Raw genomic sequence first — 19,061 nt, forward strand, 5'->3', positions numbered from 1 at the left:
GTTTCAGGCTAAACGGAGCATCAATAGATAAAAATAAGTGGTCGGATGAGTAGCAAAATTACACACAAGGCGGTATTATTTTCATCAGTTAACCAAATTTATTTTCCGGTGCTATTCACCGAACAGATATAGGGGAGAGGATTATGGACTTGTATAAAGAATATCCAGCGCACATTGTCTTATTACGCCGTACTTTCGCCGTCGTGGCGGGCGTGCTGGCGCTGCCGGTCATGCTGTTCTGGAAAGACCGTGCCCGTTTTTACAGCTACCTGCACCGCGTCTGGTCGAAAACCAGTGATAAACCGGTGTGGATGGATCAGGCTGAAAAAGCGACCTGCGATTTCTATTAAGTCATCGTAATTGCTAAAAAAACCGCCAACAGCAATGTGGCGGTTTTTTTATGCACGGACGTCTACACTTACCCGAATAACGGATAAGGAGTCGTGATGAGCAAGAGAATTCCTGTGGGTATCCACACCTGTGTTACGGCACCTGCGGTTGGTTGTTCTGCCAGAGAAGCCTGCCCGTTTGACGACAGTACCCTGGTGCGTATTTATGCATTGCATGAACTGTATAAGCTTCACCAGCGGGGGCTAACGCGCGGAGCGTTGATTGACTATCACACCCGCTACAAACTGATCCTGCTGGCGCATTCCCAGCCAGAGTATCGTGAACTTGGCCCCTTCGTTGCGGCCATCCACGAATGGCAAAGTCTTGAGGCGTTTTTTAATGAGTACCGCTTACGACTGACGCATTTGCTGTTCAATAATGCAACCCGACGTAATCACACCAATGTCCTGATGCACGTTCAGGGTTATTTCCGCAATCAACTCGATCTGCATCAACGTCAGGAACTGACCTCGATAATCGATAGCTATCGACGTGAAGCGCAGCCACTGCTTGCACCGTTAATGCTCATCAAACACTATATGGCCGAGCATCCGAACACCTGGCTGTCCGGGCAACGTTATTTTGAACTCTGGCCGGCAATTCTGGATTTGCGCGGCAAAAATTAATTTATCTGCGGGAGTTTTATGACCACGCATCTGGTCTGGTTTCGGCGTGATTTGCGCCTGCATGACAATCTTGCTCTTGCGGCGGCGTGTCGGGATCGTTCAGCCCGGGTGCTGGCGCTATATATCGCCACCCCAGAACAATGGGCGGCGCATGATATGTCTGCGCGTCAGGCGGCGTTTATCAGCGTGCAGTTGAATGCGCTACATGCGGCGTTGGCAGAAAAAGGGATCCCGCTGCTGTTTCATGAAGTTGCCGATTTTGCTGCCAGCGTGGAGACAGTAAAACGTGTTTGCGCGCAGCATGACGTCAGCCGACTGTTTTATAACTATCAGTATGAAATCAATGAACGGCAGCGTGATGCAAGGGTCGAGAAGCAGTTGCCTGACGTCGTGTGCGAAGGCTTTGACGACAGTGTGATCTTACCCCCGGGCGCGGTTATGACCGGCAATCATGAAATGTATAAAGTCTTTACGCCGTTTAAAAATGCCTGGCTGAAGCGAATTAAAGACGGCATTCCGGAATGTGTTAGCGCGCCAATGGTGCGGGATAGTGGGGCGCTCACCGCGCCGTTAACGCCACTCACGCTGAATTATCCGCAGCAGGATTTTGATGCAGCACTTTTCCCGGCGCAAGAAAAACGGGCTATCGCGCAGTTACGCCAGTTTTGTCAGCAGGCCGCGAGTGACTATGAACAACAGCGTGATTACCCGGCCATTGAAGGCACCAGTCGCTTGTCTGCGAGTCTGGCCACGGGCGGGTTGTCGCCGCGTCAATGCCTGAACCGTCTGTTAGCCGAACAGCCGAAGGCGCTAGAGGGCGGTGCCGGGAGCGTATGGCTAAATGAACTTATCTGGCGTGAATTTTACCGACATTTAATGACCTGGTATCCGGCGCTGTGTCGGTATCAACCGTTTATTCGCTGGACTGACCGCGTGCAATGGCAGAACAACGCGGCGCATCTTCAGGCGTGGCAGACGGGAAATACGGGATACCCCATTGTTGATGCCGCGATGCGCCAGCTTAACGCTACCGGCTGGATGCATAACCGTTTACGCATGATCACCGCCAGCTTCCTGGTAAAAGATCTGCTGATTGACTGGCGTAAAGGGGAGCAGTACTTCATGTCGCAACTGATCGACGGCGACCTGGCGGCCAATAACGGTGGCTGGCAGTGGGCTGCATCTACCGGAACCGATGCTGCACCGTATTTCCGCATTTTTAACCCTACAACTCAGGGGGAGAAATTCGACCGCGACGGTGAGTTTATCCGCCGGTGGGTTCCCGAGTTGCACGAGGTACCTGGTAAAGCAATCCACGACCCGTGGACGTGGGCAGAAAAAGCGCAGGTTACCCTCGATTATCCCCGTCCGATTGTAGATCATAAACAGGCCAGGCTAGCGACGCTGGCGGCCTACGAGGCGGCACGCAAGGGGTGAGCGTGCGGTCGATTTCTGCGTACTACCATCCGGTAGCATGAATGCGTTGCTGCCGGGCACATTTAGAATTGGAGCGTGTACGCAAGGCTGTGAATGCCTGGATGCACGCGTCACGCTCGGGCAGTAAAGTCCCGTCATCTTCTTTCAGGTGACGGAACACGATGACAACGCCAGCGACGTCCACACCGCATGATGCGGTATTCAAAACATTTTTACGCCATCCCGAAACAGCGCGCGATTTCCTCGACATTCACCTTCCGGCTTCTCTGCGGACGCTTTGCGATTTATCCACGCTGAAACTGGAGTCAGAGAGCTTTATCGACGCTGATTTACGTTCCCGCTACTCCGATGTGCTCTGGTCTTTACACACACGCGAAGGCGATGGTTATGTTTATGTTGTTATAGAGCATCAGAGTTCAGCCGATCCGCATATGGCCTTTCGTCTGCTGCGTTATGCGATGGCAGCTATGCAGCGCCATCTGGACGCCGGGCACAAGGAATTACCGCTGGTTATTCCGATGCTGTTTTATCATGGCTGTCGAAGCCCGTACCCGTATTCACTGTGCTGGTTGGATGCGTTCGCCGATCCCGTGGCGGCAAAGCAACTTTATGCCAGCGCATTTCCGCTGGTGGATATAACGGTTGTGCCAGATGACGACATCATGGCTCACAGGCGAATGGCGTTGCTGGAACTGATGCAAAAGCATATCCGTCAGCGGGATTTGATGGGGCTGGTAGAGCAACTGAGCACACTGCTACTAACAGGTTGCACTAATGACACGCAGCTACAGGCGATGTTTAATTACATTCTGCAATCCGGCGATGAATCTCGTTTCACTGAATTTATGCAAGAGATGACGCAACGGATCCCCCAACACAAGGAGAGGCTGATGACTATTGCGGAGCGGTTACGGTTAGATGGAGTACAGGAAGGACTGCAACAAGGGCTGCAACAAGGACTACAGCAAGGTAAGCAAGAAGCCGCGTTGCGTATTGCGCTAACCATGCTGGCACAAGGAATAGATCGCGAAATGGTATTACTGATTACCGGTTTGGCTGAAGAGGATTTGGCAGCGAATAATGCGTAACCGTCTGATAAAAAACAGGCCCGACTCATATGACATCATCGGGCCTGTTAACTCAGGACTCTAGCGCCAGCGCGCGTTTTTTAAATTTAAGTGACTGGTACAGCCAAATCAGCAGCACCAGCGCCACGCAGGCCAACGCACCCCAGGTAATTTCGCTAAAGACGTCAATATACGCGTTGATGGAATAGTTGATGGCCCCGGAGGCATCAAACGCGCCTTGTGACGTCTGGTCGGCAATCACCCCCGCCAGATAGTTGGCAATAGCGCCGGACAGCAGCATATAGATTCCGGTTAACACGCCGGTGACGCCAGGGATCTCAATGCGCGTAATCTGCGACATGGCGACCGGGTCGATAAACAGTTCGGCAAATCCCATTACCGCCAGCCCCAACACCATCAGCGGCATCGAGGAGTGGCCGTAAGCGGCGGACCAGCGGGCGCTTAAGGTCAGAATACAGAATCCGGCGCTCATCAACCCTAGGCCGAGGGCAAATTTTCCCCAGATGCGCACGGTACGATTACCACTGACGCTTTCTTTGACTACCCAGGCCAGCACGATGCCGCACAGCATCACGGCAAAGGCGTTAACCGACTGGAACATGGCGGTAGGAATGGAATATCCCAGAATATCGCGATTCACAAAGCGGTCGATATACAGGCTGATGGAGCTGCCGCCTTGCTGTGCAAAGGCCCAGAATAACAGACTGAAGAACGTTAGCGTGACGATAAGCCCCAGTTCTTTGCGCTGCTTTTGCGTTTGTGCCTGACGGTAAATTTTAGCCAGAACGGCCAGACCAATGACGGTGGCGACGATTAGCGCATATACGGACCACTCTTTCCAGAACAGAACGGTAATTAGCAGCGGTGCGGCGACCAGCAGCACTAACAGCCAGGCCCAGTTTGGCAGAACAAACGTTCTGGCACACAGGACCGTTTTGTTGACGCCGGTTGTATGGGCGAAATGCCGGTTGCCGCACAAGAAAATCACCAGTCCTGCCAGCATACCAATTGCGGCCAGCGCGAAGCCCATCGCCCAGCTGTATTCTTCCTGCACATAGCCACAGGCAATGGGGGCGATAATCGAACCGATATTTCCGGCGGCGTAGAGCAGTGAGAACCCGCCGTCGCGGCGCGGATCGTCGGTGTGATACAGTTCACCCAGCAGGCAGCTAATGTTGGATTTAAACAGACCGTAGCCGCAGACAATGATCGCCAAAGATAAATATAGGAACGCTGGCGCCATTTCACTGGCACCCAGTACCAGATGTCCAACCGCCATTAACAATGCGCCAATCATCACCGCCATACGGTTACCAAGGACCTTATCCGCCAGGTATCCGCCAAGAATAGGCGTGACATACACCAGCGAACAGTAAGCGCTGAACAACGCATACGCATGAGTATCGTTGTACTTGAGTTGGTTGGTGAGATACAGGATCAGCAGGGCGCGCATGCCGTAAAAACTGAAGTATTCCCAAATTTGCAGTGCGACGACGTAATAAATTGCGCGTGGCTGAGATGCGTGTTTATTCATTCTATTCTCGAAGTAAATGCCTCACGCCAGGATGAACGTACTGCGTGAGCGTGTTTCCTTGAAGTTATAACTTTGATACAGATCTGATTATTTTTGCAATATGCTGTCTGATTGCATAAATATACATGAATAAAATCACGTAGTGGTAAGCAATTTACGTTCAAACGGCGAGTGAGTGTTTCTTGATGTGTCAGTGAAATGGTTATCGACGAATGGAGGCGGGGACGCTATTTTACATAAGCAGTATTGCTGATTGGACAGGCAGAAATTATGACAACGAGGGCGATGATGAAAAACACCGAGCTGGAACAACTGATCAACGACAAACTGAACAGTGCCGCGATTAGCGACTATGCGCCGAATGGTTTGCAGGTTGAGGGCAAAGAGACGGTGCATAAAATCGTGACCGGCGTGACCGCAAGCCAGGCATTGCTGGATGAGGCTGTGCGCCTGGGCGCTGATGCGGTCATCGTTCATCACGGTTACTTCTGGAAAGGCGAATCTCCGGTAATTCGTGGCATGAAGCGCCATCGTCTGAAAACGCTGCTGGAAAATGACATCAACCTGTATGGCTGGCATTTGCCGTTGGATGCTCACCCCGAGCTGGGTAACAACGCACAGCTGGCGGCGCTGTTGGGCATTACCGTGATGGGTGAAATCGAGCCGTTGGTACCGTGGGGTGAACTTGCCATGCCGGTGCCGGGGCTGGAATTTGCCTCGTGGATTGAGGCGCGTTTAGGGCGTAAACCATTGTGGTGTGGCGATAGCGGGCCGGAAAAAATTCAGCGCGTTGCCTGGTGCACCGGGGGAGGGCAGAGCTTCATTGATAGCGCGGCCCGTTTTGGTGTTGATGCATTTATTACCGGCGAAGTCTCAGAGCAAACTATTCACTCAGCCCGTGAGCAGGGGCTGCATTTCTATGCCGCCGGACACCATGCCACCGAACGCGGCGGTATCCGGGCGTTAAGTGAATGGCTGAATGAAAATACCGAGCTGGATGTATCGTTTATCGATATTCCTAACCCCGCCTAATGAATCAGGTTGTAAAAAGAGGGACGAAAGTGCAGCGAGCGCGTTGTTATCTGTTAGGTGAAACTGCGGTGGTTCTGGAACTGGAACCCCCCATTACGCTGGCGACCCAGAAACGCATTTGGGGTTTGGCTCAGCGCCTGGTTGATGCCCCGAATGTGCTTGAAGTGATCCCGGGTATGAACAATATCACGGTGACGCTGCGTAATCCGCAAACCCTGGCGCTGGATGCCATTGAACGTCTGCAACGCTGGTGGGAGGAGAGTGAAGCACTGGAGCCGGAGTCGCGTTTTATTGAAATTCCGGTGACCTACGGCGGAAAGCAGGGACCGGATCTGGCCGATGTCGCACAAAACAGTGGATTAAGCGAAAAGCAGGTCGTTGAATTGCATGCTTCTGTTGACTATGTGGTCTGGTTTTTAGGCTTTCAGCCAGGGTTCCCCTATCTCGGGAGCTTACCGGAACAACTGCATACTCCACGACGTGCGGAACCGCGTCTGATTGTTCCAGCAGGTTCGGTCGGTATCGGCGGCTCACAAACCGGTATCTATCCGCTCGCCACACCGGGGGGATGGCAGCTGATAGGGCATACCGCCATTAAGTTGTTTGATCCCCGCCGGGATGAACCCATCCTGTTACGACCAGGAGATACCGTGCGCTTTGTACCGCAGAAGGAGGGAGTATGTTAACTATCATTCGTGCCGGTATGTACACCTCCGTCCAGGACGGCGGTCGTCACGGTTTTCGCCAGTCAGGAATCAGCCACTGTGGGGCGCTGGATAAGCCCGCATTGAACGTTGCCAACCTGCTGGTGGGCAACGATGCAAATGCCGCTGCGCTGGAGATAACGCTCGGCCAGTTGGTTGTGGAGTTTGACGCAGATAGCTGGTTTGCCTTGACCGGCGCGGGGTGTGATGCACATTTAGACGGTAACCCGGTGTGGAGCGGATGGCGACTGCCGGTGAAGGCTGGACAACGCCTGACGCTAAAACGTCCGCAACATGGCATGCGCAGTTATTTGGCAATAGCGGGTGGCATTGATGTTCCCGAGGTCATGGGTTCGTGCAGCACCGACCTGAAAGTCGGCATCGGTGGTCTGGAAGGGCGTCTGTTACGCGATGGCGACAGGCTGGCGGTGGGCGTTTCCACGCGACGGTTCAGCGGACCGCAGGGGGTAAAACAGCTCATGTGGGGGAACCGCATTCGTGCGTTACCCGGACCTGAGTATCATGAGTTTGATGAAGCTTCGCAGGCGTCATTCTGGCGTTCGCCATGGCAACTCAGCCCGCAGAGTAACCGCATGGGGTATCGCCTGCAGGGACAACCGCTAACGCGCACTACCGATCGAGAACTGTTGTCGCACGGTCTGCTTCCCGGCGTGGTGCAGGTGCCGCATAACGGCCAGCCTATTGTGCTGATGAACGACGCCCAGACCACGGGGGGCTATCCACGCATCGCCTGTATCATTGAGGCGGATATGTACCATCTGGCACAAATTCCCCTCGGCCAGCCAATTCATTTTGTTCAGTGCTCGCTGGAGGAAGCGCTAAAGGCGCGTCACGACCAGCAGCGTTATCTGGAACAATTAACATGGCGACTTAACGATGAAAATTGATCTGAATGCAGACCTCGGTGAAGGCTGCGCAAATGATGCCGCGCTGCTGCAACTGGTGTCTTCTGCCAACATTGCCTGCGGATTTCACGCCGGCGATGCGCAAACCATGCTGGCAAGCGTGCGTGAAGCGTTAAAAAATGACGTAGCAGTGGGGGCGCATCCCAGTTTTCCGGATCGGGAAAACTTCGGCCGTAGCGCCATGACCCTGCCCGTCGATACGGTTTACGCCCAGACGCTGTATCAAATCGGTGCGCTGGCGGCGATAACCCGGGCGGAAGGTGGCGTGATGCGCCACGTCAAACCGCACGGCATGTTGTACAACCAGGCCGCCAGGGATCCACAGTTAGCCGATGCCATCGCCAGGGCGGTGCATGCCTGCGATCCGTCGCTGGTGCTGGTGGGGCTGGCGGGTAGCGAACTGATTCGGGCCGGCGAGCATTATGGTCTGCAGACGCGTCAGGAGGTGTTTGCCGATCGCGGCTATCAGGCGGATGGCAGTCTGGTTCCGCGTAGTCAGCCGGGGGCGCTGATTGAAGACGAAGAGCAGGCGTTGGCGCAAACCTTACAAATGGTGCAGTCCGGGAGAGTAAAAAGCCAAACCGGAGAATGGGCCAACGTCACGGCACAGACGGTCTGTATTCATGGTGATGGTGAGCACGCACTCGCTTTTGCCCGCCGTTTGCGCAGCGCGTTTAATGCATGCAATATTGAAATTAGCGCATAAGATTTACCATACAAAACAATAACATATTACACAACAACATAAGCTCTAAATAATTCGAGTTGCAGGAAGATGACCAGTGAGTGAGTTACCAGGCGCTTACAGAAGTAAGTGACTGGGGTGAACGAAGGCAGTCAACGCACCTGCAGCTTGAAGTATGACGAGTTTTAACAGGAATGAATTATGGAAGAGGTAATTTCTCTTTGGCCATTGACGGGGATCGCCGTCATCGTGGTCGGATTTCTTTTACGTTTTAACCCGGTATTGGTGGTTATCATTGCCGGGATCGTCACCGGGTTGGCGGCGCATATGCCGATCGCCACTATCCTCGAAAAACTGGGTGAAGGTTTTCTCAACACCCGCAACCTGCCGTTTATCTTATTGATTCCACTGGCGGTCATCGGCCTGCTGGAGCGCCATGGCCTGAAAGAACGCGCCCAGGCGTGGATCGCGAAAATCCGTAGCGCCACCAGCGGCCGTTTGCTGATTGTCTATCTGTTTATTCGTGAAGCGACCGCCGCGCTGGGACTAACCAGTCTGGGGGGGCATCCGCAAATGGTGCGTCCGCTGCTGGCGCCGATGGCAGAAGGGGCCGCTGAGAAAAATCACGGTGAACTGCCAGGCTCTGTACGCTATCGCCTGCGTGCGATGTCAGCGGCGACCGATAACGTTGGGCTGTTTTTCGGCGAAGATATCTTTGTTGCCTTTGGGGCAATCATCTTCATGCACAACTTTATGCTGGAGTCCGGCGGGATCCAGACCGAGCCGTTGCACATTGCCCTGTGGGGGATCCCAACGGCGATTTGTGCCTTCCTGATCCACGGTGCGCGCTTGTGGCGGCTGGATAGCTATCTGCAACGAGAAGTCGCGAAAGCGAATGCCGCAGCGAAAGGAGAAGCGAAATGAATTTTCAGCAAAGCTATCTCTACTGGTTGGCGGGTGCGGTCTTGTTGATTGTGGCCGTGATGTCCTGGCAGGACAAAGCGAACCCCCGGCGTTTAACCACCGGTCTGTTCTGGGGCGTGTATGGTCTACTGTTTTTGCTGGGTGACTGGACCTATTCACTGTTTGGCGATAAACGTACGGTGCATATCGCGGTGGGTATCGCGGTGGTCGTACTGGCGCTGATCGCCGGTTTTGGCGGCGTGAAGCTCGGCAGCTACCATCAACGTACGCAACAACAGCGTGAAGAAAGCGCCAGTCGACTGGGCAACCGGCTGTTTTTCCCGGCGCTGGCGATCCCGGTGGTCACTGTTGTCGGCGTGCTGATGTTCAATCATATTCCGGGTTTACAGAATGCGCTGTTTGGGCCGGGGAATCACGCCACGCTGGTGACGCTGTTTTCAATGACCGCCGGTTCGCTGATTGGTCTGGCAATGGCGGTTAAAATGACCCATGAGCGGGCACATCAGCCGATTCAGGAAGCGCGTCGTCTGCTGGACTCCATCGGCTGGGCGTTCATTCTGCCGCAAATTCTTGCCACGCTCGGACTGCTGTTTACGGCGGCGGGCGTCGGCAGCGGCATTTCGTATCTGACGCAGGAATATCTGGCGGTGGACAGCCGCTTTATTGCGGTGGCGGTGTATACCATCGGTATGGCGTTGCTGACCATGATTATGGGTAACGCCTTTGCCGCCTTCCCGATTGTTACCGCCGGGATTGGGATTCCAATTCTCGTCTTGCAGCACGGCGGCAATCCGGCGGTGATGGCGGCAATTGGTATGTTCTCCGGGTATTGCGGAACGCTGATGACGCCGATGGCGGCAAACTTTAACATCGTGCCAGCGGCGCTGCTGGAGCTGCCGGATAAAAACGCGGTGATTAAAGCGCAGGTGCCGACCGGCATCCTGCTGTTGCTGGTGAATGTGTTCCTGATGTATTTCCTGATGTTCCTGTAAGGAGGAAGGATGAAAACGGTATTAATCACCGGATTTGAACCCTTTGGCGGCGAGTCAGTTAACCCTTCCTGGGAAGTGGTCTCGGGGCTCGACAATGCTATCATCGCTGGATGCCGCGTCGTGGCGCGCCAACTGCCGTGCGTATTTGGTGAATCTCTGGCAGTGCTCAATAGTGCGATTGATACGCTGTCACCGTCGCTGGTGCTGGCGGTCGGTCAGGCCGGAGGTCGTACAGACATCACCGTTGAACGCGTTGCTATCAACGTGGACGATGCGCGTATTGCGGATAACCGTGGCCAGCAACCGGTAGATGAACCGATTGTGGCCGATGGCCCGGCGGCGTGGTTCAGCACACTGCCGATCAAAGCCATGGTGGTGGCCATGCGCAGCGCTGGTATTCCGGCATCGGTTTCGCAAACCGCAGGTACCTTCGTCTGTAACCACGTGATGTATGGGCTGCTGCACAAACTGCGAGATACGCCGACGGTGAAGGGGGGATTCATTCATATCCCTTATCTTCCACAGCAGGCCGCAGTCCATCCCGGTGCGCCAAGTATGGCGAGTGATACGGTGCGTCGTGCGCTGGAAATCGCCATCGTCACGGCGTTACAGGTGGAGCGCGATATCGCCGTGACGGGCGGTGCAACACATTAACAAAGGACAGTATTATGCCTGAAGGCCCGGAGATCCGCCGCGCGGCGGATACCCTGGAGGCGGCAGTCAAAGGCAAACCGTTGACGGATGTCTGGTTTGCCTTTGAGCAGTTAAAACCGTATCAATCTCAACTGATTGGGCAGCGTATTACCCAGCTCGAAACGCGGGGTAAAGCCTTACTCACCCATTTTTCCAATGGTCTGACGTTATATAGCCATAATCAACTGTACGGCGTCTGGCGGGTAGTGGGCACGGGGAATATCCCGGAGACTACCCGCGTGTTGCGCGTTAGGTTGCAAACCGCCGATAAAACTATCCTGCTCTATAGCGCGTCGGATATCGAAATACTGACGCCAGAACAGCTCACTACCCACCCTTTCCTGCAGCGGGTAGGGCCGGACGTGCTGGATCTGCACTTAACATCCGCTGAAGTCAAAACGCGTCTGCTGTCACCGCGTTTTCGCAATCGGCAGTTTTCCGGCCTGCTGCTGGATCAGGCGTTTCTCGCGGGATTGGGTAACTACCTGCGGGTAGAGATCCTCTGGCAGGTTGGGCTGACGGGGCAACATAAAGCGTCGCAGCTGAGCGAACAACAGTTGGACGCGCTGGCGCAGGCGCTGCTCGATATTCCGCGTTTATCCTATAACACTCGTGGACTGGCTGATGAGAATAAGCATCACGGGGCGCTGTTTCGCTTTAAAGTCTTTCACCGCGACGGTGAAGCCTGCGAGCGATGCGGCGGGATTATTGAAAAAACGATGCTGTCGTCAAGACCATTTTACTGGTGTCCGGGTTGTCAGAAATAACATAACATGACGCGGTCCCGGTGATGCAGAGGGATATGTCGAATAAGGTCACCTGAATCTCTCAAGGTGATGAGCAGGAGTGGAATATGGATGTTAATCGTTATTTTTGTACCGCCTTACTTATCGCAACAGCCGGTTTCTTTGCCGCGTCGGCCAGTGCTGCTGAATCGGTAGCCCCTCAATGTGAGTCCGGACCGCGGGATATGGAATATATTTATGAACACGGAGCCCAGACTCGTTGTTTTTATCCTGCCATGACGCTGGAAGAAACGTATCAGGCACTGAGAAAAGCACGGTCGGACCGTCAAAACCTGACACCCACGTTGACCCCAGGTAAGGATCGTAAAATAGAAAATCTTGGGGATACGGATCTCGTGGAATATGTCTGGAAAGGCAAAAACAATCTGCATATTACGCAGAGTTTTCCGGGTGGTATGACCGAGTTTATGTTTACCGTGGATAAATCCGGAACGACCGTGACGGAGATTGGGCACCCGGATTAACGCCCCGCGTTAAGACGGCGGTTTTCGCGGCGCATGTGCCGAGATAAAGCGGGCGATGGCCGGCCCGGTGAGCAAAATGCTGAACAGCCGCAGGGTTTGCATCGCCATGATCAGCGCCATATCGGCGTGGCTCCCTGCGGCAATTACCGCGACGGAGTCCACTCCGCCTGGGCTGGTCGCCAGATAGGCAGTGAGAAAATCTATCTGCATGTAATGCGCCAGTCCCCAGGCCATAGCGGCGCAAATCGCCATCAGTGAAAAAATGGACAACAGGATCTGTGGCAACGGGCGCAGCGCCATAAAAAAGATCTGCTTGTCAAAACCGAGACCAATTTGCCAACCGATGGCCATATAGGCTACCGCCAGCAGCCATTCCGGCAGTTCAATCACCATCACGCCGCCTGCGTTCAGCAGCGCGCCAGCCAGCATCGGCAGCAGCATCACGCCTGAAGGTATACGCAGTAAGCGTCCGGCAGTACCAGCCACCACGGCCAGCAACAGGGTGCTGAACAAATTGCTGCTCAGCGGCGGAAACCAGACCATTTGCTCGCTGACCGCTTGCGCCCGATCGCCCATTACCAGTCGGGTGACCAGTGCCGCAGCGCCAACCACCAATAGCACCCGCAGATACTGCATAAACGCCACCAGACGGATATCGGCGCCATATTCCTGGGCCATAGCAACCATTGCCGCCGCGCCGCCAGGTGAAGATCCCCACGCGCCGGTATTGCCCGGCAGCTTACTGTAGCGAACCAACAGCCAGCCTATTGCGGTGCTGGAGATAAGGGTCGCCAGCAGGATGGCAATCACCACCGGCCAGTGTGCCGCCAGCGTTGTAAAAATGGAGCCGGTGAGGTTTTGCGCAATCATGCAGCCGAGAATGGCCTGCGCAGCAAGAAAGGTACAGCGAGGTGGATGCAGCGTGATGCCGCGCATACTGAAGATGATGCCGACGATCATCGACCCGAGCAGCAGGGGGCCAGGGAGATGGATAAACAGAAAGAGCAGGGAAAGAAGTAATGACAGCACAAACAATGCGGCCCACTGCAAAACAGGCATCCCATGCTCCTGAGTATCATTAAGTAACACTCAGTAAATCATAGAGAAAGCTGGATGAAAACAACGGGAGTCAAGAAAAAGAAAGAATGTGCCGGGCATAGCAAGATGCGGATTATCCGGCCTACGGAAATAAAAACGTAGGCCGGATAAGCGATAGCGCCATCCGGCAGAGAATTAGCGCTTAATATCAGCCTTAAAATCACGCTTGTCGTAGCCGGTGTACAGCTGACGAGGACGGGCGATTTTCATGCCGTCGGTGTGCATTTCGTTCCAGTGAGCAATCCAGCCAACGGTACGCGCCATGGCAAAGATCACGGTGAACATGGAAGACGGAATGCCCATCGCTTTCAGAATGATACCGGAGTAGAAGTCGACGTTCGGGTACAGTTTCTTCTCGATGAAGTACGGGTCGTTCAGCGCGATGTGCTCAAGCTCCATCGCCACTTCCAGCAGATCATCTTTAGTGCCCAGTTCTTTTAGCACTTCATGGCAGGTTTCACGCATCACGGTGGCGCGCGGGTCATAGTTTTTGTAAACACGGTGACCAAAGCCCATCAGGCGGAAAGAGTCATTTTTGTCTTTCGCGCGGCGCACAAATTCTGGAATGTGTTTAACCGAGCTGATTTCTTCCAGCATCTTCAGTGCAGCTTCGTTTGCGCCGCCGTGTGCCGGTCCCCACAGGGAAGCAATACCGGCAGCGATACAGGCAAACGGGTTAGCGCCGGAAGAGCCCGCGGTACGTACGGTAGAGGTTGAGGCGTTCTGTTCGTGGTCGGCGTGCAGGATCAGAATACGGTCCATTGCGCGTTCCAGGATCGGATTCACTTCGTATTTTTCGCACGGCGTGGAGAACATCATGTTCAGGAAGTTACCGGCGTAAGACAGATCATTGCGCGGGTAAACAAACGGCTGGCCGATGGAGTATTTGTAGCACATTGCGGCCATGGTCGGCATTTTGGACAGCAGACGGAAGGCGGCAATTTCACGATGGCGCGGATTATTCACGTCCAGAGAATCGTGGTAGAACGCAGCCAGCGCCCCGGTGACACCGCACATCACGGCCATCGGGTGGGAGTCGCGGCGGAAACCGTGGAACAGACGGGTGATCTGCTCGTGGATCATGGTATGGCGAGTGACCGTGGTTTTGAACTCGTCGTACTCTTCCTGCGTCGGTTTTTCACCGTACAGCAGGATATAACACACTTCCAGATAGTTAGATTCGGTTGCCAACTGGTCAATCGGGAAGCCGCGATGCAGCAAAATACCTTCGTCACCGTCGATGAACGTAATTTTGGATTCGCAGGATGCGGTAGAGGTGAAACCTGGGTCAAAAGTAAACATGCCTTTTGAGCCAAGGCTACGAATATCAATAACGTCCTGACCGAGCGTGCCTTTTAGCACATCCAGTTCAATAGCAGTATCACCGTTTAGAGTGAGTTTTGCTTTAGTATCAGCCATTTACGGTCTCCTTAGCGCCTTATTGCTTAAGACTACTCAGGTGAGATCTGTTTCAACTCATCAATTAACCGTTACCACTTTGTTATTCGGCTCGCCGCTCTGCGAAGAGGAGAAAACCAGGGTACAGAGCAATGGGCGCTTGCAGGTAAATCAGTTAACTCATGGTGAATTAGCAACAAATCAACAACTTAGCAATCCGAATTATTAAACCTGTCTACACTAATAACTGTCCTGAATTCATTGGTCAACCTTTCCACACTGTTACATAACTTACTCATCGGTGAAAGAGTGACCCCATAACTTTTACGCATTATATGCTTTTTCTGGTGTCGTTTGTAACAAGTTTGTTTAATGATTGTCAAATCAGATGATTAAAAATTAAAATAATGTTGTTATCGTGACCTATGTCACTGTTCGGGATAAAACCCGACAAACTATATGTAGGTTAATTGTAATGATTTTGTGAACGTCCTATACTGCCGCCAGGTCTCCGGAATACCCTGCAATCCCGAGCCAACCAGCGTTGTAACGTGTCGTTTTAGCAACTGGAAGCAGTGTTTTATATGACGCGTAGTTATAGTAAGGACGCTGTCTGACCCGCACGCAGACCGGAGGAAGGAAATCCCGTCGTCTTTCAGGCAACAGGAGTCTTCATCTTCTGTACCCGAAGTCTAAAGGGAATAATAAGAACAGCATGTGGGCGTTATTCATGATAAGAAATGTGAAAAAACAAAGACCTGTCAATCTGGATCTGCAAACGATTCGGTTCCCAATCACGGCGATAGCGTCCATTCTCCATCGCGTATCTGGAGTGATCACCTTCGTGGCGGTCGGGATACTGTTGTGGTTATTGGGTACCAGCCTTTCCTCCCCTGAAGGTTTCCTCGCGGCGTCTTCCATTATGAATAACTTCTTTGTGGAGTTAATTCTGTGGGGAATTCTGATAGCGCTGGCCTACCACGCCGTCATGGGCATTCGCCATCTGTTGATGGATTTTGGCTACATCGAAGAAACCCTCGAAGCAGGGACGCGTTCTGCCAAAATTTCTTTTGTTATCATTGTCGTGCTTTCACTTCTCGCAGGAGTCCTCGTATGGTAAGCAACGCCTCCGCATTAGGACGCAACGGCGTACATGACTTCATTCTGGTCCGTGCTACCGCTATCGTTCTGACGTTATACATCATCTATATGGTCGGCTTCTTCGCCACCAGTGGCACGCTGACCTGGGAAATCTGGACCGGTTTCTTCTCATCGGCATTCACCAAAGTCTTCACCCTGCTGGCACTGTTTTCTATCTTGATTCATGCCTGGATTGGCATGTGGCAGGTGTTGACCGACTACGTTAAACCACTGGCCGTGCGCCTGATTCTGCAACTGGCGATTGTCGTTGCACTGGTGGTTTACGTCATTTATGGATTCGTTGTGGTGTGGGGTGTGTAATGAAACTGCCAGTCAGAGAATTTGATGCTGTTGTGATTGGTGCCGGTGGCGCAGGTATGCGCGCGGCGCTGCAAATTTCCCAGAGCGGCCAGACCTGTGCGCTGCTCTCCAAAGTGTTCCCAACCCGTTCCCATACCGTTTCCGCGCAGGGTGGCATCACCGTTGCGCTCGGTAATACCCATGAAGATAACTGGGAATGGCACATGTACGACACCGTTAAAGGGTCGGATTACATTGGTGACCAGGACGCGATTGAATATATGTGTAAGACCGGCCCGGAAGCGATTCTGGAACTGGACCATATGGGCCTGCCGTTCTCGCGTCTTGACGATGGCACTATCTATCAACGTCCGTTTGGTGGCCAGTCGAAAAACTTCGGCGGCGAGCAGGCGGCACGTACTGCGGCGGCTGCTGACCGTACCGGTCATGCGCTGTTGCACACGCTGTATCAGCAGAACCTGAAAAACCATACCACCATTTTCTCTGAGTGGTACGCGCTGGATCTGGTGAAAAATGCCGATGGCGCAGTGGTCGGTTGTACCGCGCTGTGTATCGAAACCGGTGAAGTGGTTTACTTCAAAGCCCGCGCCACCGTGCTAGCGACCGGCGGCGCAGGCCGTATTTACCAGTCCACCACCAACGCGCATATCAATACCGGTGACGGCGTTGGCATGGCAATCCGTGCCGGTGTACCGGTGCAGGATATGGAAATGTGGCAGTTCCACCCAACCGGTATCGCCGGGGCAGGGGTTCTGGTCACTGAAGGTTGCCGTGGTGAAGGCGGTTACCTGCTGAACAAACACGGTGAGCGCTTTATGGAGCGTTATGCCCCGAATGCGAAAGACCTGGCGGGTCGTGACGTGGTGGCGCGTTCTATCATGATCGAAATCCGTGAAGGTCGTGGCTGTGACGGTCCATGGGGCCCACACGCCAAGCTGAAACTCGACCATCTGGGTAAAGAGGTTCTTGAGTCCCGTCTGCCGGGCATCCTTGAACTCTCCCGTACCTTTGCTCACGTTGACCCGGTGAAAGAACCTATTCCGGTTATCCCAACCTGCCACTACATGATGGGCGGCGTGCCGACCAAAGTGACCGGCCAGGCGCTGACCGTGAACGAGCAGGGCGAAGACGTAGTGATTCCTGGGCTGTTTGCGGTGGGCGAAATCGCCTGCGTATCGGTTCACGGCGCCAACCGTCTGGGCGGCAACTCGCTGCTGGATCTGGTGGTGTTCGGTCGTGCGGTGGGTCTGCATCTGCAGGAATCTATCGCCGAGCAGGGTGACCTTCGCGATGCAACAGAAGACGAGATTGATGCTTCTCTGGAACGACTGAACCGCTGGAACGGCAACCGTGACGGCGAAGATCCTGTGGTCATCCGTAAAGCGCTGCAGGAATGTATGCAGCATAACTTCTCGGTATTCCGTGAAGGTGACGCGATGGCGAAGGGTCTTGAAGAGCTGAAGGTGATTCGTGAGCGCCTGAAAAATGCCCGTCTGGATGATACCTCCAGCGAGTTCAACACCCAGCGCGTTGAGTGTCTGGAGTTGGATAACCTGATGGAAACTGCTTACGCCACGGCGGTGTCTGCAAACTTCCGTACCGAAAGCCGTGGCGCGCATAGCCGCTTCGACTTCCCGGAACGTGACGATGAAAACTGGCTGTGCCATTCCCTGTACCTGCCAGAATCGGAATCCATGACACGACGTCAGGTCAACATGGAACCGAAACTGCGCCCGGCATTCCCGCCGAAGATTCGTACTTATTAATGCGGAGACAGGACAATGAAACTCGAGTTTTCAGTTTATCGTTATAACCCGGACGTAGACGATGCTCCGCATATGCAGGATTACACCCTGGAAGCGGAAGAAGGTCGCGACATGATGCTGCTGGATGCGTTGATGCAGCTGAAGGAAAAAGACCCGTCACTGTCGTTCCGTCGCTCTTGCCGTGAAGGCGTTTGTGGCTCCGACGGCCTGAACATGAACGGCAAAAATGGTCTGGCCTGTATCACACCTATTTCTGCGCTGAATCAGCCGGGCAAGAAAATTGTCATCCGCCCGTTGCCGGGTTTACCGGTGGTGCGCGATTTGGTGGTAGACATGGGGCAATTCTACGCACAGTATGAGAAGATTAAACCTTACTTGTTGAATAATGGGAAAAATCCACCGGCTCGTGAGCATTTACAAATGCCTGAGCAGCGTGAGAAGCTCGATGGGCTGTATGAATGTATTTTATGTGCATGCTGCTCAACGTCCTGCCCGTCATTCTGGTGGAATCCGGACAAGTTTGTTGGCCCGGCGGGTCTGCTGGCTGCGTATCGCTTCCTGATTGATAGTCGCGATACCGAGACCGACAGTCGCCTGGAAGGTTTAAGTGACGCTTTCAGCGTATTCCGCTGCCATAGCATCATGAACTGCGTCAGTGTATGTCCTAAGGGGCTGAACCCGACGCGCGCTATCGGCCATATTAAGTCGATGCTGCTGAAGCGTAGTGCATAAGTCGTTGTTGCCGGATGGCGACGTAAACGTCTTATCAGGCCTACAGGTACAATCCCGTAGGCCTGATAAGTGAAGCGCCATCAGGCAAATCGTTAATGCAGGAAACCTCTAAAAACTGCCTCTTATCTCTGACAGTTTTTAAAGGTTCCTTCGCGAGCCAAACAAAAAGAGCTCGCAAGTGAACCCCGGCACGCATACGCGTATGCGTGGTAGTATCCACGGCGAAATACTCGTCATAGTTCAGGTTGCATGTGCGTTGGCTGCACTTGCTCACCCCGGTCACTTACTGGCTGTAAGCTCCCAGG

The 19,061-nt window shown here is 53.7% G+C and carries 20 protein-coding genes; 17 read left to right on the plus strand and 3 right to left on the minus strand.

What is annotated here, in order from left to right:
* The first annotated feature begins 143 nt into the window (after positions 1–143).
* The 4 genes from M2374_RS00835 to M2374_RS00850 all read left to right on the plus strand — a co-directional run bounded on the left by M2374_RS00835 (position 144) and on the right by M2374_RS00850 (position 3,541).
* On the plus strand, positions 144–350 hold the full coding sequence (locus tag M2374_RS00835) for a YbfA family protein (RefSeq protein WP_096757857.1): 207 nt from the start codon (positions 144–146) through the stop codon (positions 348–350).
* A gap of 96 nt (positions 351–446) precedes the next feature.
* Positions 447–1,016, plus strand: a complete 570-nt coding sequence (locus tag M2374_RS00840) for a DUF1722 domain-containing protein (protein WP_137400299.1) — start codon at positions 447–449, stop codon at positions 1,014–1,016.
* 18 nt (positions 1,017–1,034) lie between these two features.
* A complete protein-coding gene (gene phrB / locus M2374_RS00845) occupies positions 1,035–2,453 on the plus strand; it encodes a deoxyribodipyrimidine photo-lyase (protein WP_137400300.1) in 1,419 nt (472 codons plus the stop codon).
* 161 nt (positions 2,454–2,614) lie between these two features.
* Complete coding sequence (locus M2374_RS00850; RefSeq protein ID WP_115259064.1) at positions 2,615–3,541, plus strand: Rpn family recombination-promoting nuclease/putative transposase; 927 nt, start codon at positions 2,615–2,617, stop codon at positions 3,539–3,541.
* A 52-nt stretch (positions 3,542–3,593) separates the two neighbouring features.
* Here M2374_RS00850 and dtpD read toward each other — a convergent pair whose 3' ends face one another.
* Positions 3,594–5,075, minus strand: coding sequence for a dipeptide permease DtpD (gene dtpD / locus M2374_RS00855; RefSeq protein WP_181539910.1), 1,482 nt, complete (start codon positions 5,073–5,075; stop codon positions 3,594–3,596).
* Positions 5,076–5,363: 288 nt separating this feature from the next.
* On the opposite strand from dtpD, the gene ybgI reads away from it, so the two are divergent.
* From ybgI to M2374_RS00900, 9 genes are all read left to right on the plus strand, one after another.
* Positions 5,364–6,107 carry a radiation resistance protein YbgI gene (ybgI, locus tag M2374_RS00860; protein ID WP_096759449.1) on the plus strand — a complete coding sequence of 248 codons (744 nt, stop codon included), beginning with the start codon at positions 5,364–5,366 and terminating at the stop codon, positions 6,105–6,107.
* A gap of 29 nt (positions 6,108–6,136) precedes the next feature.
* Positions 6,137–6,793, plus strand: coding sequence for a 5-oxoprolinase subunit PxpB (pxpB, locus tag M2374_RS00865; protein WP_181688360.1), 657 nt, complete (start codon positions 6,137–6,139; stop codon positions 6,791–6,793).
* Positions 6,787–7,719 (plus strand): 5-oxoprolinase subunit PxpC, encoded by a 933-nt coding sequence (gene pxpC / locus M2374_RS00870; RefSeq protein WP_115259062.1) that lies wholly within the window; start codon positions 6,787–6,789, stop codon positions 7,717–7,719. Before pxpB ends, pxpC begins: the two co-directional genes overlap by 7 nt.
* Positions 7,709–8,443: a 5-oxoprolinase subunit PxpA gene (pxpA, locus tag M2374_RS00875; RefSeq protein ID WP_181219203.1), complete on the plus strand. Its 735-nt coding sequence runs from the start codon at positions 7,709–7,711 to the stop codon at positions 8,441–8,443. Before pxpC ends, pxpA begins: the two co-directional genes overlap by 11 nt.
* Before the next feature lie 180 nt (positions 8,444–8,623).
* Positions 8,624–9,346, plus strand: a complete 723-nt coding sequence (locus tag M2374_RS00880) for a DUF969 domain-containing protein (protein ID WP_096757850.1) — start codon at positions 8,624–8,626, stop codon at positions 9,344–9,346.
* Entirely contained in the window at positions 9,343–10,338 is a 996-nt protein-coding gene (locus M2374_RS00885; RefSeq protein WP_096757849.1) for a DUF979 domain-containing protein, read from the plus strand. Before M2374_RS00880 ends, M2374_RS00885 begins: the two co-directional genes overlap by 4 nt.
* A gap of 9 nt (positions 10,339–10,347) precedes the next feature.
* Positions 10,348–10,992 (plus strand): pyroglutamyl-peptidase I, encoded by a 645-nt coding sequence (gene pcp / locus M2374_RS00890; RefSeq protein ID WP_181688359.1) that lies wholly within the window; start codon positions 10,348–10,350, stop codon positions 10,990–10,992.
* Positions 10,993–11,006: 14 nt separating this feature from the next.
* Complete coding sequence (nei, locus tag M2374_RS00895; RefSeq protein WP_181688358.1) at positions 11,007–11,798, plus strand: endonuclease VIII; 792 nt, start codon at positions 11,007–11,009, stop codon at positions 11,796–11,798.
* Between the two features lie 86 nt (positions 11,799–11,884).
* Positions 11,885–12,301 (plus strand): hypothetical protein, encoded by a 417-nt coding sequence (locus M2374_RS00900; RefSeq protein ID WP_181688357.1) that lies wholly within the window; start codon positions 11,885–11,887, stop codon positions 12,299–12,301.
* A gap of 9 nt (positions 12,302–12,310) precedes the next feature.
* Here M2374_RS00900 and M2374_RS00905 read toward each other — a convergent pair whose 3' ends face one another.
* Positions 12,311–13,360 (minus strand): AbrB family transcriptional regulator, encoded by a 1,050-nt coding sequence (locus M2374_RS00905; protein WP_181688356.1) that lies wholly within the window; start codon positions 13,358–13,360, stop codon positions 12,311–12,313.
* A 174-nt stretch (positions 13,361–13,534) separates the two neighbouring features.
* Positions 13,535–14,818 (minus strand): citrate synthase, encoded by a 1,284-nt coding sequence (locus M2374_RS00910; RefSeq protein WP_115259051.1) that lies wholly within the window; start codon positions 14,816–14,818, stop codon positions 13,535–13,537.
* A 694-nt stretch (positions 14,819–15,512) separates the two neighbouring features.
* Between M2374_RS00910 and sdhC the strand changes: the two genes are divergently transcribed.
* Genes sdhC through sdhB form a run of 4 tightly spaced genes read left to right on the plus strand, consistent with a single transcriptional unit; the run spans position 15,513 to position 18,756 of the window.
* The gene (sdhC, locus tag M2374_RS00915) at positions 15,513–15,917 is read left to right on the plus strand and encodes a succinate dehydrogenase cytochrome b556 subunit (protein WP_161959010.1); all 405 of its coding nucleotides are present in this window, start codon (positions 15,513–15,515) and stop codon (positions 15,915–15,917) included.
* Positions 15,911–16,258, plus strand: coding sequence for a succinate dehydrogenase membrane anchor subunit (gene sdhD / locus M2374_RS00920; protein WP_115259050.1), 348 nt, complete (start codon positions 15,911–15,913; stop codon positions 16,256–16,258). The genes sdhC and sdhD overlap by 7 nt, the downstream gene beginning before the upstream one ends.
* Positions 16,258–18,024 (plus strand): succinate dehydrogenase flavoprotein subunit, encoded by a 1,767-nt coding sequence (gene sdhA, locus M2374_RS00925; RefSeq protein WP_115259049.1) that lies wholly within the window; start codon positions 16,258–16,260, stop codon positions 18,022–18,024. Before sdhD ends, sdhA begins: the two co-directional genes overlap by 1 nt.
* A 15-nt stretch (positions 18,025–18,039) precedes the next feature.
* Entirely contained in the window at positions 18,040–18,756 is a 717-nt protein-coding gene (gene sdhB / locus M2374_RS00930; RefSeq protein WP_115259048.1) for a succinate dehydrogenase iron-sulfur subunit SdhB, read from the plus strand.
* The last annotated feature ends 305 nt before the right edge of the window (positions 18,757–19,061 follow it).

It is taken from the genome of Citrobacter sp. JUb117, assembly GCF_024809055.1.
In the GTDB taxonomy this organism is placed as follows: domain Bacteria; phylum Pseudomonadota; class Gammaproteobacteria; order Enterobacterales; family Enterobacteriaceae; genus Citrobacter; species Citrobacter gillenii.